This is a genomic window from Streptomyces viridiviolaceus, assembly GCF_014650995.1.
In the GTDB taxonomy this organism is placed as follows: Bacteria; Actinomycetota; Actinomycetes; order Streptomycetales; family Streptomycetaceae; genus Streptomyces; species Streptomyces viridiviolaceus.
Window position 1 is genome coordinate 226,981 of the sequence record NZ_BMWA01000005.1, and the last position, 16,383, is coordinate 243,363.

Genomic DNA, 16,383 nt, shown 5'->3' on the forward strand with positions numbered 1-16,383 from the left:
ACGCGCCACCTCGCAGTCATCCCCCTCCCCTAGGAACTGCCCGTGTCCTCCGATCTCACGTCGCGCCGCGCACCCCGAGCGGCAGCCACGCCCCTGCAGCGCAGCCTCAAGCGCTTCGACATCACCGCCATGGCCGTCGCCGCGGTCATCTCCTTCGACACCCTCGGGCAGATCGCCACCGGCGGGGGCGAGGCCGCCACCTGGACGGCGGTCATCGCCCTCTTCTTCCTCGTCCCCTACGCCCTGTTGTTCGCCGAGACCGGCGCCGCGTTCCCTCAGGAAGGCGGCCCGTACGTCTGGGTGAAGCTCGCCTTCGGCCGTTCCGCGGCCGCACTCACGACACTGATGTACTGGGTGACCAACCCGATCTGGCTGGGCGGCTCGCTGGTCTTCCTCGCCGCGGAGACCTGGGACGGATTCGTCTTCCACCTGGGCTCGGGCACGGTCGCCGACTACACCTTCAAGCTGCTGTTCGTCTGGGTCGCCATCCTCACGGCCGTCGTCTCCCTGCGCCGCGGCAAATGGATCACCACGGCCGGCGCGGCGATGAAGGTGTTCACCCTAGGCCTGTTCACCCTCACGGCCGTGCTCTACGGGGTGCAGCACGGCTTCCAGGGCCTCGACGACGCCGGCTTCGCGCCGACGACCGCCGGCTTCCTCGCCCTCGTGCCGATCCTGCTGTTCGCCTACGTCGGCTTCGAGGCCCCCAACGCCGCCGGTGAGGAGATGCACGACCCCCAGCGGGACGTGCCCGCCGCACTCGGGCGATCCGCGACCATCGCGGCCTGCTGCTACCTGCTGCCCGTCCTCGCCCTCCTGGCCGTGGTGCCCAAGGAGCACCTCACCGGGGTCGGCGGCTTCATGGAGGGCGCCCGCCTCGTCTTCGGCGTCTACGGCGGGGCGGCCGCCCCCGTGCTGAAGGCCACCGCCGTCATGTTCGTCCTCGCCCTGCTCACGCAGGGCAGCGCGTGGATGATCGTCAGCGACCGCATGCAGGCCATGGCCGCGGCCGACGGGGGCTTCTTCAGGCGCGCGCTCGGTGCGTTCCACCCGCGGCTCGGGACGCCGGTGCGCACGAACCTGCTCTCCGGAGCCGTGGCCACGGTGTTCATGCTGGCCGCCATGCAGCTGGCGGACGGTGACGCGGCCGATGTGTTCGCCGTCGTGCTCACCGTCGCGGTCACCACCCTGTTGCTGTCCTACCTGGTCGTCGTTCCCGCGCTGGTCGTACTGCGGGTCCGCCGGCCGGACGTGCCGCGGCCCTATCGCGTCCCGTTCGGGCACCGTGGCTTCATGGGGTGCGCGGCTCTGGTCTACGCCTGGATCCTGATCGGATCGTGGTCGGCGCTCTTTCCCGGAGTCCTGGAACAACTCGTCGGCATCGACTACGACTTCCTCGACAACTGGGGTGTGTCGCGGGCCGCGTTCGAGGCGTTCACACTCGGCACCGTCGCGGTGCTGCTGATCGTCGGTGTCATCGGCGTGGTGGTGGCCCGCCGCGAGGACGCCGTACCGGGCACGGCCGACGAGGCCGGTTCCCGGGGTCGGATGTAGGGCGTGTCTCCACGTGACTTCCTGACTGTCGATGTGCGCGGCGGCAGGCACGGGGCACCGGACAAGCCAGGCATGCACGCCCTGCTCCGGTGGGCAAGCTCGCTCAATCCCTGCACAGGCAGCGCTTATGGGGGGCGCCGACCACCGCGCCACCCGGTGTGAGGTGCGGCCGGCCCGGCCGGTCCACGCATGGTTGAACCCCGTCCGAACGGTCGCCTGTCATCGGAAACGACAGTCGGCCGCAGCAGGGCCGGAAGGCGGCCCCCGGGGCGCTCCAGCGGCGGAAACGCCCCGGCGGTTACGGCCACCGGACGCTGGGCACTCGCCGCCCATGGCACTCACACACGGCAGGTACCGTTCGCGCGGCTCGGGCCGGAGGCCGGCCGCGACCATCGGCATCGGTGTCGCAGCAGGCGTGACGGCTGCGGCCGGGCTCCGGTTCGGCCGCAAGGCGGCCACGATCAGCAAGATCGGCAAGGGCCACCCCCTCAAGCACCGCGCGCTGGACCTCGCGGCCGGTGCCATGCAGCCGAAGTACCCGCTCGACGCGATGAGCACCTACCTCAACGGCTTCCACATGTACGCCGACGACATGGGCCGGCAGGTGGAGGCCACCCATTTCTGCATTCATCTCCGGCACGACCTGCACCAATGCGTGATCTTCGACCGCAACGCGCCTGACGCGCGCTTGATCGGCATCGAGTACATCATCAGCGAGCAGCGTTTCCGCAGCCTGCCCGACGACGAGAAGCGGCTGTGGCACAGCCACCACTACGAGGTCTCGTCCGGCAGTCTCACTGCCCCGGGCATTCCTGACATGGCTGAACACGCCTACTTCGAAGACCTCGTGACGACCTATGGGAAGACGTTCCATACGTGGCAGTACGATCGCGACGACTTCCCTTACGGCATTCCGCAGCTGATGATGGGTTTCACGGAGGACGGTCAGGCCGCGGAGGAAATGATCCAGGCCCGGGACCGGAAGCTCGGTCTCTCGACGTCGCACAAGCGCCAGAACCGGGCGGACATTCCGGTCCCGGAGGTGGCGCCGGGCGCCAATGCGTGGGAGAGCGGCAGGACCGTGCAGACACGCCTTGAGGAGATGGACTTCAAGCGATAGCCGCCGCGCCGGGCACCGCCAGTACGGGCCCGTGCTGCTCGCTCTCCTGCCGCGAGGGCGCCTGCGATGTGCCCGGAGTGGTCGGTCGCCGTCCCGGTCGACGCGCAGTGCAGTCGGCCGTCCAGCGCCGGCCGCCGGTAGAGGGGGTGGCCGAAGAGGGAGTGTTCGGCGAGGCGCTGGACGGTGGACGGGGACGTCCACCGCTCGGCACTCCAGTCCTGCACGTGCAGGACGCCGGGATCGTACCGGAGGAGGTGGTCAAGTCCGTCACCGGCGGCGTCCCCGACGGCTCCGAGCCGCGTACGCTTCCCCGCCGCACCCCCGGCCTCGTCCGCCACGCTGTCGTACCACGACCTGTGGTGGATCCTGAACGACCCGTACGACTCCCACATGGCCAGCGGTATCCACGGCCGGCGGCTCTTCGTCTCACCCGGTCTCGACCTCGTCGTCGTCCACTTCGGCTCCCAGGTCGTCCCGCCCGCCGTGCCGGTCGCCCCGCCCGTCCAGGCGTTCCTGCGGATCGGGACGCACCTGGCGGGCCTGGGCTGACCGCGAGTCCGGGAACTCTCTGTGAATCGGGGCGCGACGCCCCCGACAAGTCCGTCGGCTCCTGCCGATGGCGGCCGGAACTCCCAGAAAGCTCCCAGGATCTCTCCGGGTCCGGTCAGAGAGGGCTGACAGCGTCGGGGCTCCAGATGTTCCGTGAGCCTCGACCTGACTTGGAGCCCTCTCCGTGGCGACATTCCTCTCCCGGCTGGGCCGGTTCTCCTTCCGGAGGCGCCGGCTGGTCGCACTGCTGTGGGTGGTACTGCTCGTGGGAACGGGGGTGTTGGCCGGCCGGGCCCCCGCCGCGCCTCCCAACGACTTCTCCATGCCCGGCACCGAGGCGCAGCAGGCGTACGACCTGCTGGAGAAGAACTTCCCGGAGCTGAACGCCGACGGAGCGACCGCCCGAGTGGTGTTCCGTGCCGAGGACGGCACGGTCACCGACCCCGAGACGCGCGGGGCGATCGGGGAGACGGTCCGCGCCCTCGGTGAGGATCCGCAGGTCGCCCGGGTCACGGACCCATTCGCCACCCGGTCCGTGAGCCAGGACGGCACCACCGCCTACGCGCAGGTCTCCTACGATGTCTCCGCCTCGGAGCTGGCGGAGGACTCGCGCACCGCGCTCCGGGAGACCGTCGAGCAGGCCGCCTCGCCGGAACTGGCCGTCGAGATGGGTGGCAACGCCGTCGACTCCAAGACCGCCGGTCACTCCTCGGAGGCCGTTGGCCTGGCGGTGGCCGCCGTGGTCCTCGTCATCACCTTCGGCTCGCTGCTCGCGGCAGGTCTGCCACTGCTGACCGCCGTGCTCGGCGTCGGCATCGGTGCGCTGACCATCCGGGTGCTGGCCGAACCATTGAGCCTCGGCTCCACGACGACCAGCCTCGCCGTGATGATCGGGCTGGCGGTCGGCATCGACTACGCCCTGTTCGTGGTCTCCCGCTACCGCGCCGAACTCGCACACGGCCGCAGCCGCGAGGACGCCGCCGCGCACGCGGTGGGCACCGCCGGATCGGCGGTCGTGTTCGCCGGGCTCACCGTGGTCATCGCCCTCGCGGGACTCGCCGTGGTGGGGATCCCGCTGCTGACGCAGATGGGCCTCGCCGCGGCCGGCACGGTTGTCATCGCGGTGCTGATCGCCGTCACCCTCATCCCGGCCCTGCTCGGTCTCTGCGGCCGCCGGATCGGCCCGGCCCGACCGCGGCGCAAGAGCCCACGGCGGCAGGCCATGGGCGTGCGCTGGGCCCGGTTCGTCGTCCGCCGCCCGGTCGCCGTCCTCCTCGCCGGCGCCGCACTTCTCGGCGTGGTCGCGATTCCCGTCACCTCGCTGGAGTTGGGCCTGCCCGGCGACGACAGCCAGCCCCTCTCCACGACCCAGCGCCGGGCCTACGACATGATCGCCGAGGGCTTCGGCCCGGGCTACAACGGCCCGCTCACCGTGGTCGTCCAGGCCGACGGCGATGGCAGCGCCGAGCAGGCCGCGCGGCGCGTCACCCGGCAGATCGACGGACGCCGGGACGTCGCCGCCGTCGGGCAGCCCCGCCTGAGCACGTTCGGCGACACCGCCGTACTGAGCGTCGTACCGGCCGCCTCCCCGAGCAGCACGGAGACCGCCGACCTGGTGCACGCCCTGCGCGAACCGGCGCTCGCCGAGCACACCGACGCACAGGTGCTCGTCACCGGTACGACCGCGATGAACGCGGACGTCTCGCAGAAGCTGTCCGACGCGCTGATCCCGTACCTGGCCCTCGTGGTCGGTCTGGCGTTCGTGCTGCTGATCGCCGTCTTCCGCTCGCTGCGCGTCCCGCTCAAGGCGGCGCTCGGCTTCCTGCTGTCGGTGCTGGCCGGTCTGGGCGCGGTGGTCGCGGTCTTCCAGTGGGGATGGCTGGGCTCCGTCCTCGGGGTCACGGAGCCGGGTCCGATCGTGTCGATCATGCCGATCTTCATGGTCGGTGTCGTCTTCGGCCTCGCCATGGACTACGAGGTGTTCCTGGTGACCAGGATGCGCGAGGCGTACGTCCACGGGCGGTCGCCGAAGGACTCCGTGGTCAGCGGATTCGAGCACAGCGCGCGGGTGGTGACCGCCGCCGCGGTGATCATGATCTCGGTGTTCGCCGCGTTCCTGGGCTCCGACGAGCAGATCCTCAAGACGATCGGCTTCGGGCTCGCCGCCGCAGTCCTCTTCGACGCGTTCGTCGTCCGGATGACGCTCGTCCCGGCGGTGCTGGCCCTGCTCGGCCGGAGCGCCTGGAGCCTGCCCAGGTGGCTGGACCGGTTCGTGCCCGACCTCGACGTGGAGGGAGAGCGGCTGGAGCGCGGCCCGCGCGGCGTCATGGCCGAGGCGAGCGGTGCCGACCCCGTCGGTGAGGCTGCGAGCCACGTCCCCGGCAACTGAACCCGTCCCCCGCTCAGAGGAGCCTGCCCATGTCCGCACCGCTGCCCCACCCTTCCCCTCCCGCGTGGCGCCACGCCCTCGAAGGCGCCCTCGCCGCTGTAGCCGCTCTCGTCACCATGGCCGTCACCGCCTGGGCGGCCCTGACCCTCCTCGACGCCGGCACCGTCGCACCGCTCTCCCGACTGGTGCCGACGCTGGTCAGCCTGGCTGTCGGCGGCGGCGTCACCCTGGAGTCCGCCACCGAGTCCAACGGGTCCGCCGACGGAGGGGGGCTCGGCGGGCTGCTCGGCAGGGGCGGCGGCCTGAGCCTCTCGCTGGCCGGTGAGGTCGCGCTGACGCCCCTGACGCTGTCCTTCCTGGGTACGGCCGTCCTGGCGATCGCGTTCTTCCGGCCGCTGCGCCGGAGGGCGCGGCCCACCCCGGCGATGCTGTGGGCGCGGTGCGGCGGCGCACTGGTGACCGCTGCGGTGGCCCTCCCGGTGTGCGCCGTCGTGGCGCGGGGGACGGCCCGGCTGCCGGAGAGCGTGAAGGACCGGATCGGCGAACGTGCCGGGTCGGGTCGGACCGGCGGGTTCGGCGGCGGCGGGGGTGGCGGTGGCCTCACCTCGGCGTTGTCCTCCGTGAGCTTCCGGACCGATGCCGTCGCCACCGCCTTCCTCGGCCTCGCAGGCGTGGCCGCCGTACTCGCGGTCGGCTGCCTCGCCGCCCGCCGGACGATGCTGCCGCGCTCCCTCGCCCTGGGCGGGCCGCGGTTGAAGTGGAACGCCGCCATGTCCACCCTCACGGGGACCGCGGCCGTGTTGTGCTGTGCCGCCCTGGCTGTCGCCGTCCTCGCCGGGGCCGCGGCTCCGACCGGCCGGGAGCAGGCGGCCCAGGCTGCGGGTGTACTGCTGCTCGCCGGACCCAATCTCATCGCCGTACTGCTCACCGCCGGGATGGGCACCTCCTGGGAAGCGGGGGTGCAGCGGCTGCAGCCCGAAGGCGGCGGGATGGCCGGCATGCTCGGCGCGGTCGGGCAGGACGACACGGCGGGCGGGGACCAGTCCGTGAACCTCGGGCACTGGGCGGGCGCCGGCGTACCGCTGTGGGTGATCGGACTGCTGCTCGCTCTGCTCCTTCTGCTGTTCGCCGGGTACGTCGCCGCCGCCCGTACCCCGGCCCGCACGCCGCGGGAGGACGCCGACGCGCTCCTGGACCGCTACACGGACACCGCCCTGCGCATGGGCGTCGCGGTCGCCGTCGCGACGTTCCTGCTTCCTTTCCTCGCGCGCGGCTCGCTGCGGATCGGCGTCAGCCTCATGGGCAGTGAGATGGGCGGCCTCAGCGCAGGCCTCGACACGAGCCCTCGGCTGTCCGCGCTCACCGCGTTCGTCGTGGCAGCCCTCGCCGCGTACGGCGGAAGCCGCCTGCGGGGCCGACGGGCCCGGCGTCGCGAACACCCGACAGGGAGCCCGGCACCGCGCCGCGGCGCCGTGTCCTCACGTCGGGCCCGGTCTCCCGAGGGCCGTGTGATCTCCTGAGAAGAGGTTTGAGCACTGCCTGTGAAAAGGGCACCGTGGCATCCGGGAAGGCGGCGACAACGATCATGGCACCCACACCCCCCTCACACACCGCTGACCGCCCGGACCACCTGCTCGTCGTCGACGACGAGCCCACCGTCCGGGAACTGCTGCGCACCGCCCTGCGCTACGCCGGCTTCGATGTGGACGCCGCCGCATCCGGCCAGGAAGCCCTCGACCGGGCCGCACGGCACACCCCCGACCTCGTCCTCCTCGACGTCATGCTCCCGGACATGGACGGCTTCGAGGTGATTCGCCGGCTGCGCGCCCAGCCCCGGTCACCGGTGCCCGGACGGGGTGGCGACGTGCCGGTCCTCTTCGTCACCGCACGCGAGGACCGGCAGGACCGGCTGAACGGACTGGCCCTCGGCGGCGACGACTACGTCACCAAGCCCTTCGACCTCGAGGAACTGATCGCCCGTATCCACGCCGTACTGCGCCGCACCCGCGGCGAGCTGCCGGCCCGCCTCGCTGTCGGCGATCTGTACCTCGAACCCGACAGCCACCATGTCACCCGGGCGGGCCGGACCGTGCGGCTGTCCCCGACCGAGTTCCGCCTGCTGCACTTCCTGGTCGCCAACGCTGGACGGACCGTGACGAAGAACCAGATCCTGGACAGCGTGTGGGAGTACGACTTCGGTGGCGACCCCAGCATCGTCGACACTTACATCAGCTATCTGCGCCGTAAGGTCGACACCGACGGGCCCAAACTCATCCATACCGTCCGCGGCGTCGGCTACGTCATCCGCGAGCCCCGGCCGTGAAGCGCCCCGACCTGACGTCACCCAGGGCGTGGCTGGGCCGGTTGTCGCTGCGCACCCGCCTGCTGTGCCTGTCCTTCGCCCTGGTCGCCGTCGGCCTCTTCGGCATGGGCCTGCTCGTCACCACGACCTTGCACGGCTACCTCCAGGGCCGGGTCGACGACCGGCTCGCCCTGATCGGCCAGGTCGCCGCCCGGCTGGCTTCTCCTGCCGGCACCGACACCCCGCCGAGTGTGCGGGCCATCAGCGTGCTCGGCGACACCGTCGTGACGTATGTGGACGACACCGGTGCCATCCGCAGTGCGTTCGACGCCAGCACCGCGCCACCGGGCGGCGGCCCCGACCTGCCCCGCCTCGACCGCGCGGCCGTCCTCGCCCACGAGGGCAGGCCCTTCACCGTGCCCGCACGTGAGGGCGAGGACAGCTGGCGGGTCATCGCCCTGACCCAACCCGCCCAGGTCTTCGCGCCCGACCGCTCCGAGACCCGCGGGAGTGTCGTCGTGGCCACCTCGCTGGAGGAGGTGGACCGCACCATCGCCAAGACCCGGAACCTCTTCCTGACGGCAGGCGTCGTCCTGCTCGCGGTCCTGGGGGCCGCCGGCTGGTTCGCCGTCCGCTCCGGACTGCGCCCGCTGACCCGGATCGAGAAGACCGCGACCGCGATCACGTCCGGCGACTACTCCCACCGCGTCCCCGAACTGGCCGCGCCGCACACCGAGGTGGGACGCCTCACCGCCTGCCTCAATCAGATGCTCGACCGCATCGACACGGCCTTCCGCGCCCGCGCGGAAGCCGAGGCGCGAAGCCGGCGCTTCTTCGCCGACGCCAGCCACGAGCTCCGCACGCCACTCGTCGGTATCAAGGGCTACACCGACCTGTACCGCATGGGCGCGATGCCCACCCGCGAGGATGTCGACAAGACGATGACCCGGATCGCGGAGGAGTCCGAACGCCTCACACGGCTCGTCGAGGAGATGTTCCTTCTCGCCCGCCTCGATGAGGACACCGAGCGCACGGGCGTCGACGGCACAACCGCCGGCCGCGCGCCCGCCTTCGGCCTCGACCTCGCCCCCATGGATCTGCGCACCCTGGCCGCCGACGCCCTCCACGACGTACGTGCACTGGACCCCACGCGCCCGGTGACCCTGACCGGGCCCGGCGGCGGAAAACCCGCCACTGCTCCCGCGCACGCCGACGAGGCCCGGCTGCGCCAGGTCGTCACCAACCTCATCGGCAACGCCGTCACCCACACCCCTCCCGGCACTCCCATCCGTATCGGCGTCGGCATCGTTGGGCCCCACGCCGTCCTGGAAGTCGCCGACCAGGGGCCCGGCCTCACCGCCACCGAACGCGACCACGTCTTCGACCGCTTCTACCGCACCGACGACTCGCGCACCCGCGCCACCGGCGGCTCCGGCCTCGGCCTCACCATCGCCCACGCCCTCGTCACCGCCCACGCCGGCCGCATCACCCTCGACACCGCCCCCGGCCAGGGCTGCACCTTCCGCATCCTGCTGCCCCTGCCCGATCCGCCGCAGGACGACCACCTGCGTGACGAGCTGAGCGAGAAATCCTGGAATGACGCTCGTCCGACGCTCTGAGGTCCTGACAGCTCACCCGAACGAGGCGCATTCACCCAAGCGCCGCGCGGCTTCCGCGACCCGGCCTGTGCCTGTCCCGCCGCAGTTCGTGCTCCTCCTCCGTGCGCACATCGATCGGTTCGGGGTGGCGCCAGACGGCCGGCTGTTCCGGAACCAGAAGGGCAACTATGTGGACGCCGCAGCGTATGACGCGACCTGGGCGAGGGCCACGGGAGTACGTTCTGACCCGCACGAAACGCGCCTCTGGGCCGGCCAAGCGACCCTGCGATCTCCGGCACGCCGGGATCTCGTTCTGGCTCTACTCCGGTGTGGAGCCGGCTGCGCCCGCCGGGCCGGTCAGAGCATCGAGGTCCTCTTCCGCCACTACGCCAAGTTCCTGGACGGCGTGCGGGAGCAGGCCAACCGCCTCATCGAGCGCGCAAACCAGGCCGTGGCCTGAGCGGGTCGAGTGAAGGGCGCCTGACGGGTGAAAACCCAGGTCAGGCGCCCTTCCTCGTGCCTCTAGAAGAAGCCGAGCTTCTTCGGCGAGTATGACACCAGCAGATTCTTCGTCTGCTGGTAGTGCTCCAGCATCATCTTGTGCGTCTCCCGCCCGATCCCCGACTGCTTGTAGCCGCCGAAGGCGGCGTGCGCCGGATAGGCGTGGTAGCAGTTCGTCCAGACGCGGCCCGCCTGGATCGCGCGGCCCGCGCGGTACGCCGTGTTGATGTCACGGGTCCACACACCGGCACCGAGGCCGTACAGCGTGTCGTTGGCGACCTTGATGGCGTCGTCGAAGTCGTTGAACGAGGTCACGGACACGACAGGGCCGAAGATCTCCTCCTGGAAGATCCGCATGCGGTTGTGGCCCTCGAAGATCGTCGGCCGGACGTAGTAACCGCCCTTCAGTTCGCCGTCGTGCTCGACGCGTTCCCCGCCCGTCAGGACCTTGGCACCCTCCTGCCGGCCGATGTCGAAGTAGGAGAGGATCTTCTCCAGCTGGTCGTTCGAAGCCTGGGCGCCGATCATCGTGTCTGTGTCCAGCGGGTGCCCCGGCGTGATCAGCTCCGTGCGGGCGACCGCGGCCTCGACGAACTCGGCGTAGTTGCCCCGCTGGATCAGCGCCCTGGACGGGCAGGTGCACACCTCGCCCTGGTTGAGCGCGAACATCGTGAAGCCTTCGAGCGCCTTGTCGCGGAAGTCGTCGTCCTGCGCCCACACGTCGTCGAAGAAGATGTTCGGCGACTTGCCACCGAGCTCCAGGGTGACCGGCTTGATGTTCTCCGAGGCGTACTGCATGATCAGCCGCCCGGTGGTCGTCTCACCGGTGAACGCCACCTTCGCCACCCGCGGGCTCGACGCGAGCGGCTTGCCCGCCTCGACCCCGAAGCCGTTGACGACGTTCAGGACGCCCGGCGGCAGCAGGTCCGCCACCAGGCTCAGCCAGTAGTGGATCGAGGCCGGTGTCTGCTCGGCGGGCTTCAGGACCACCGCGTTGCCGGCGGCGAGGGCGGGGGCGAGCTTCCAGGTCGCCATCAGGATGGGGAAGTTCCACGGGATGATCTGCGCCACCACGCCCAGCGGCTCGTGGAAGTGGTACGCCACCGTGTCGTCGTCGACCTCGCCGAGCGAGCCCTCCTGGGCGCGGATCGCCCCCGCGAAGTAGCGGAAGTGGTCGATGGCGAGCGGGATGTCGGCCGCCAGTGTCTCGCGCACCGGCTTGCCGTTCTCCCAGCTCTCGGCGACCGCGAGCCGCTCCAGGTTCGCCTCCATGCGGTCGGCGATCTTCAGCAGGATGTCGGAACGCTCGGTCACCGAGGTACGGCCCCAGCCGGGGGCGGCCTCGTGCGCCGCGTCGAGCGCACGCTCCACGTCCTCCGCCGTACCCCGAGCCACCTCGGTGAACGGCTGACCGTTCACCGGTGACGGGTTCTCGAAGTACTGCCCGCCCGCCGGCGGCACGTACTCCCCGCCGATGAAGTGGTCGTAACGCGGCTGGTAGGAGACGATCGCGCCCTCGGTGCCGGGCGCCGCGTAACGGGTCATCCTGTTCTGCCTCCCTCGTCAAGCCCTGCCCGCCGTTGGGCAGCTCTCCCCGCGAAGCTAGGGAGCGGGACGTTGCAGCGACGTTGCGTGCGCCGCGGCCCCGGGCGCCAGGGCACCGCTCACGTGCGGGGCCGTCACCACACGTCCGGCGCGGCCAGTTCGGACTCCAGCGCGGCCAGCCGGGACCGGGCCGCCGCCGTGGGCCGCAGGGCGGTCAGCGCGCGCCAGACGTCGAGGTCGTCCTCGCCCCACGGCGCGTGCGCCCAGTCGGCCAGCAGGTCGGGATCGCCACAGGCGATCAGCGCCGTGCGCAGACCGTCGGCGAGCCGGCGCCTGAGCCGTGCCACCGCCGGAGCCTGTGAACCGGGCAGCAGCGGGCCGGCGTACGCCGTCGCCGCCGCCGTCACCGCGCCGACCCGCAGGCGCCGCTCGACGACTGCGAGGTCGGACTCGACGGGCACCGTGAGCCGGTACGGGCGCGAGGCCAGCCGGCCGGGCCCCAGAACCCGGCGCAGCCGGGCGAGTTCGGCCCGCAACGTCACCGGTGTCACCGTCTCGTCCTCATACAGCGCGCACAGCAGCTCGTCACCGGTCAGCCCCTCCGGATGCTGGGCCAGGAGCACGACGATCTCGCTGTGCCGTCGACTGAGCCGGATCCGGTGACCACCGACGCTCAGCACGGCTTCGTCACGGCCCAACGCGGTCAGCTCGGCCGCGTCGGCGTCGGGCCGCTCCGGCATCAGCAGCGCCAGCTGGGACTCGGCGGCACGGGCGACCGCCTGGACGAAACCAAGGCTGTGCGGATGGGCCAGCCCGTTCCCGCCGGTGATGTCCACGGCACCGAGCACCCGGCCGGTGCGCGGATCGTGCACCGGGGCCGCCGCACACGTCCATGGCTGCACCCGCCGGATGAAGTGCTCGGCCGCGAACACCTGTACCGGCCGGCCGACGGCCACCGCCGTGCCCGGCGCGTTGGTTCCGACCGCGGACTCCGCCCACCGGGCACCCGGCACGAAGTTCATCCGGCCGGCGCGGCGCCGAGTGGCCGGATCGCCCTCGACCCACAGCAGCCTGCCGTGCGCGTCGCACACCGCGAGCAGATGCTCGCCGTCCGCGGCGAAGGTGCCCAGGAGCTCGCGGACCAGCGGCATCACCCGCGCCAGCGGATGCTCGGCCCGGTAGGCGCCCAGATCGCCGTCCATGAGCTCCACGCTCGCCGTGCCGTCCGGGCCGACCCCGGCCCGCACCGAACGCCGCCACGACTCCGCCACCACGGCCCGCACCGGCCGCGGCACCGTGCCCGCCTCGGTGAACGCCTCGTGGGCCCGATGCAGCGCCCGCGCCCGTTCGACGGGGTCGGCTCCCGGTTCCAGAGCGAGCCACGGATCGGTCAACTCGGCCTCCCGGACGGCGATGCGACTGGGGACATCGTCGCTCCGGGGACAGGCATGGACAACCTCTTCGACCGGTCGGCTCACCCGAACGTGCCCGTCCGTCTTCGTCAGGCGAAGTTGACCAGTCTGATGTAGCGGGACCAGTCCCACAGCGGCCCCGGATCCGTGTGGTCGCTGCCCGGTACCTCGTGGTGCCCGATGATGTGTTCGCGGTCCTTGGGGATGCCGTACTTGGTGCAGATCGCCGCGGTGAGTCTCGCCGACTGCTCGTACATCGCGTCGGTGAAATACGCCGCCTGGTCCACCCAGCCCTCGTGCTCGATGCCGATGCTGCGAGTGTTGTAGTCCCAGTTCCCCGCGTGCCAGGCGACATCCGCCTCGCGGACGCACTGCGCGACGTGCCCGTCGGCGGATCGGACGACGTAGTGGGCGGACACCTGCGTCTTCGGGTCCCGGAAGATGGACAGGGTGTCGGCGTAGGTCTCCTGGGTGACGTGGACGACCACGTAGTTCAGGGAGTAGGCCGTGGGGCGGTCCGACGGGGTGTAGTTGGAGGTGCTGGCCGCCTGCCACTCGGCGGACGGGTAGTCGACGTCCTGGGGCCGTGCGCCGGCCCGCACGCCGGTGAGCAGTGCGGTCGGCACGGTGGCGAGCGCGGCGCCCATCAGGAGCCGCCGCCTGCTGGGAATCGGTGTAGCCCGTTCCACGGGAACTGCCTTTCGTCGGTGGGGGGAGTCGTCAGTTCCGCAGCGTGGCCGCCGTCTCGCGCAGCCGCGCGTGCACTCCGCGGTGAGTCTCGCGCGCCGGCAGCCACTCCTTGCGGATCTTGGCCACGCAGGTGTAATTGGTGTCGCAGACGTTGGCCACGGGAGATTCGACGGCCTGGGTGGCGAACTGGTACGCGTCCAGCTCACTGAACCCGTAGTCGCGCACCAGCCACTGCACCATGTCCAGCTGGGATATCCGGAAGGCGTCCTCGAGCGGACGCGCCGAGCCCGTCGAGATGATGTGCGTGTCCGACTCGATGCGCGGCCAGGACGTGGTCACGCCCTTGAGCAGTTCGACGATCACCACAGTGTTCATCGCACACTCGACGGCGACGCCGCAGGTTTCCCCCTCGCCCTGCCGGGCGTGCCCGTCGCCGAGGCTGAGCAACGCGCCGTCCACGTTGACCCCGAGGTAGCAGGTGACGCCGGCCCGCATCTCCGGCGTGTCCATGTTCCCGCCGTGGGCGTCGGGCACCAGCGCCGAGCGCACCTCCAGGTTGGCCGGGGCCACACCCACCGTGCCGTGCATCGGGTCGAGAGGAAGCTCCAGCTCGATGTCACTGTCCCGCGCCCGGAACAGCGCCGTGCGGCGTGCCCGGTCGAGCTGCCAGATCCACACGGTCTCAGGGAGCGGTGGCTGAAGCGTGGCCGTGGTGTGCGTGGAGGTCAGCGCACCGAACAGGGGAACGGTGGTCGAAGCGGCCCAGTCCCGGGCCGGTTCGACCGACACGAAGTGGACCGCGACCGTGTCCCCGGGCTCCGCGCCCTCCACGTGGAACGGCCCCGTCTGGGGGTTGAGGTAGGGGAACTCGCACACCTCGGACACCAGGTCCTTCTCGGACCGCACCCGGCCGGCGAAGCAGTCCTCCGTGTACACATCGAGGACCGTGCCGGGCGCGATCCGGGCCACGGGCGGTGCGCCGCCGAACGTCCAGGCGTACTCGTCCGGTTGGGGTCGCACGGTCAGGATCCGGGGATCGCTCATCGCTGCACAGCTCCGTTCTGCCGCATGCCGGTCGAGACGGGAAGGGGACACACCCGACCGTCGTCGTGACGGCCGCGTCCGTGCGAATCACCGTACGGCGCCGACGTGTTGGGCAGAAGAGGACACCGTGGCACGGTGGACGGCCCCCGGCTTGTGGACAACTCGCTCACTCGATCGAGTGAGCAACTCGCCCGAGTGGGCCAGGAGAAGGGCGAGTCATGAGGGAGAACGAGGACCGAGCGTGAGGCTTGCGGCTCGAGCGCGACGGCGCGCAGCCCGGGTGAGAAGATCCCGTCCCGGCCACGCGCCACGCGGTGGGCCCGGGCCCGGCACATCGGTCAGACGCGCTCCGCCACCGCCGCCGGATCGTCCAGCACAGCCCGGACCACCGAGTGCGCGGCGCCGAGCAGCGGCCCCTGCGGACCCAGCTCCGACACGGAGACGGGGCAGGCCGGGCCCGCCGTACGCCGGGCCAGCTCGGCCCGCAGCGACGGCAGCAGCCAGGGAGCCAGTCCGGCCAGGGCACCGCCCAGCACCACACTCTCGGGATCCAGCAGGTTCACCGCACCCGTCAGGGCGATCCCGAGCGCCGTTCCCGCCTCGCGCAGCGCACGCCGCACGGCCTCGTCGCCCTCCTCGGCGCGCCCCGCGAGCAGTCCGACGCGGTCCTCGCCCGCCTCCACTCCGGCCGCGCGCAGCACCGCCTTCTCGCCGGCGTACTGCTCCAGACACCCGCGCCCGCCGCAGGCGCACTCCGGCCCGTCGGGATGCACGGGCACGTGTCCCAGCTCACCCGCGAACCCGCGGGTCCCCCGCAGCAGCCGCCCGTCGACGACCACGGCGGCACCGATGCCGATCTCGGCCGAGACGTGCAGGAAGTCCCGAGGCGTGCCGTCGCCGAGCCAGAGTTCGGCGAGCGCGCCGAAGTTGGCCTCGTTGTCCACGGTCAGGGGCAGGCCGGCGGGCAGCAGCGCACCGAGGTCCGCGTCGTGCCAGTCGAGGTTCGGGGCGCGCACGACGGTCCGGGCGTCCCGCGCCACGAGGCCCGGTACGGCCACGGCGAGCCCCGCCGGCCACAGCCCCTCGCCCTCCGCCTCGTCGACGACCCGCCGCACCAGCCCGGTGAGCTGCTCGATCACCGGCGCCGGCGAGCGGCTCCGGTTGCTGCCGTACCGCACGGCCCGTGAGCGCACCCGGCCGCGCAGGTCGACCGCGCAGACCGCGAGGTGGTCGACTCCGACCTCGGCGCCGATGCCCGCCGGGCCGTTCGCGCTGACCGCGAGCGCCGATCCGGGGCGGCCCACCCTGCCGGGACGCTCGGGGCCCAGTTCCTCCAGCAGACCCGACCGGATGAGCTCGTCCACCAGCGTCGACACCGCCGCGCGCGTCAGACCGATCCGTGAGGCGACGGCGGCCCGGGACAGCGGCCCCTCGGAGCTGACGGTGTGCATCACCCGGGCCAGGTTGCGACGGCGCATGCCCTGCTGGGTGTCCGGCAGGGAACGCCCGGTGCGGGCGGGGTGTGCTTCGTGCGGCGGTGCGGTCATGCCTGACGTCAGTCCTCGGTCACGTGTCCTTCGGCGGATGTCCGGCGGACGTCTCCCTCGGTGCCCGCCGAGGGCTGTCCGCGGGGACGCGTTCTCCGGCGGTCCGATCGGCAGGGCGCCCGCGGGCACACT

Annotated in this window: 12 protein-coding genes and 1 pseudogene; 7 read left to right on the forward strand and 6 right to left on the reverse strand. The window is 71.8% G+C overall.

The window, feature by feature from the left end:
* Positions 1-42 precede the first annotated feature (42 nt).
* Entirely contained in the window at positions 43-1,554 is a 1,512-nt protein-coding gene (locus IE260_RS08850) for an APC family permease (RefSeq protein ID WP_229880560.1), read from the forward strand.
* 331 nt (positions 1,555-1,885) lie between these two features.
* Positions 1,886-2,674, forward strand: a complete 789-nt coding sequence (locus IE260_RS08855) for an OBAP family protein (protein ID WP_189869932.1) — start codon at positions 1,886-1,888, stop codon at positions 2,672-2,674.
* A gap of 86 nt (positions 2,675-2,760) precedes the next feature.
* Here the strand turns inward: IE260_RS08855 and IE260_RS41540 are convergent.
* Positions 2,761-3,066 (reverse strand): annotated as a pseudogene (locus IE260_RS41540) (hypothetical protein); the annotation flags it as partial.
* Here IE260_RS41540 and IE260_RS41545 point away from each other — a divergent pair.
* From IE260_RS41545 to IE260_RS08885, 5 genes are all read left to right on the forward strand, one after another.
* On the forward strand, positions 3,065-3,223 hold the full coding sequence (locus IE260_RS41545) for a hypothetical protein (protein ID WP_229880561.1): 159 nt from the start codon (positions 3,065-3,067) through the stop codon (positions 3,221-3,223). The pseudogene IE260_RS41540 and the gene IE260_RS41545 sit on opposite strands and share 2 nt — an antisense overlap.
* 184 nt (positions 3,224-3,407) lie before the next feature.
* The gene (locus IE260_RS08870; RefSeq protein WP_189869933.1) at positions 3,408-5,612 is read left to right on the forward strand and encodes an MMPL family transporter; all 2,205 of its coding nucleotides are present in this window, start codon (positions 3,408-3,410) and stop codon (positions 5,610-5,612) included.
* 29 nt (positions 5,613-5,641) lie between these two features.
* On the forward strand, positions 5,642-7,132 hold the full coding sequence (locus tag IE260_RS08875) for a streptophobe family protein (protein ID WP_189869934.1): 1,491 nt from the start codon (positions 5,642-5,644) through the stop codon (positions 7,130-7,132).
* A gap of 65 nt (positions 7,133-7,197) precedes the next feature.
* Positions 7,198-7,935 carry a response regulator transcription factor gene (locus IE260_RS08880; RefSeq protein ID WP_189869935.1) on the forward strand — a complete coding sequence of 246 codons (738 nt, stop codon included), beginning with the start codon at positions 7,198-7,200 and terminating at the stop codon, positions 7,933-7,935.
* Complete coding sequence (locus IE260_RS08885; protein WP_229880564.1) at positions 7,932-9,533, forward strand: sensor histidine kinase; 1,602 nt, start codon at positions 7,932-7,934, stop codon at positions 9,531-9,533. The genes IE260_RS08880 and IE260_RS08885 overlap by 4 nt, the downstream gene beginning before the upstream one ends.
* 501 nt (positions 9,534-10,034) lie before the next feature.
* On the opposite strand, the gene exaC is transcribed toward IE260_RS08885, so the two are convergent.
* The 5 genes from exaC to IE260_RS08910 all read right to left on the reverse strand — a co-directional run bounded on the left by exaC (position 10,035) and on the right by IE260_RS08910 (position 16,251).
* Positions 10,035-11,558, reverse strand: coding sequence for an acetaldehyde dehydrogenase ExaC (gene exaC, locus IE260_RS08890; protein ID WP_189869936.1), 1,524 nt, complete (start codon positions 11,556-11,558; stop codon positions 10,035-10,037).
* Positions 11,559-11,692: 134 nt separating this feature from the next.
* Positions 11,693-12,952: a GAF domain-containing protein gene (locus tag IE260_RS08895; RefSeq protein WP_189869937.1), complete on the reverse strand. Its 1,260-nt coding sequence runs from the start codon at positions 12,950-12,952 to the stop codon at positions 11,693-11,695.
* Positions 12,953-13,059: 107 nt separating this feature from the next.
* Positions 13,060-13,617: an N-acetylmuramoyl-L-alanine amidase gene (locus IE260_RS08900; protein WP_189870054.1), complete on the reverse strand. Its 558-nt coding sequence runs from the start codon at positions 13,615-13,617 to the stop codon at positions 13,060-13,062.
* Between the two features lie 73 nt (positions 13,618-13,690).
* On the reverse strand, positions 13,691-14,704 hold the full coding sequence (locus IE260_RS08905; RefSeq protein WP_189869938.1) for an acetamidase/formamidase family protein: 1,014 nt from the start codon (positions 14,702-14,704) through the stop codon (positions 13,691-13,693).
* A 338-nt stretch (positions 14,705-15,042) separates the two neighbouring features.
* Complete coding sequence (locus tag IE260_RS08910; protein WP_189869939.1) at positions 15,043-16,251, reverse strand: ROK family transcriptional regulator; 1,209 nt, start codon at positions 16,249-16,251, stop codon at positions 15,043-15,045.
* Positions 16,252-16,383 lie beyond the last annotated feature (132 nt).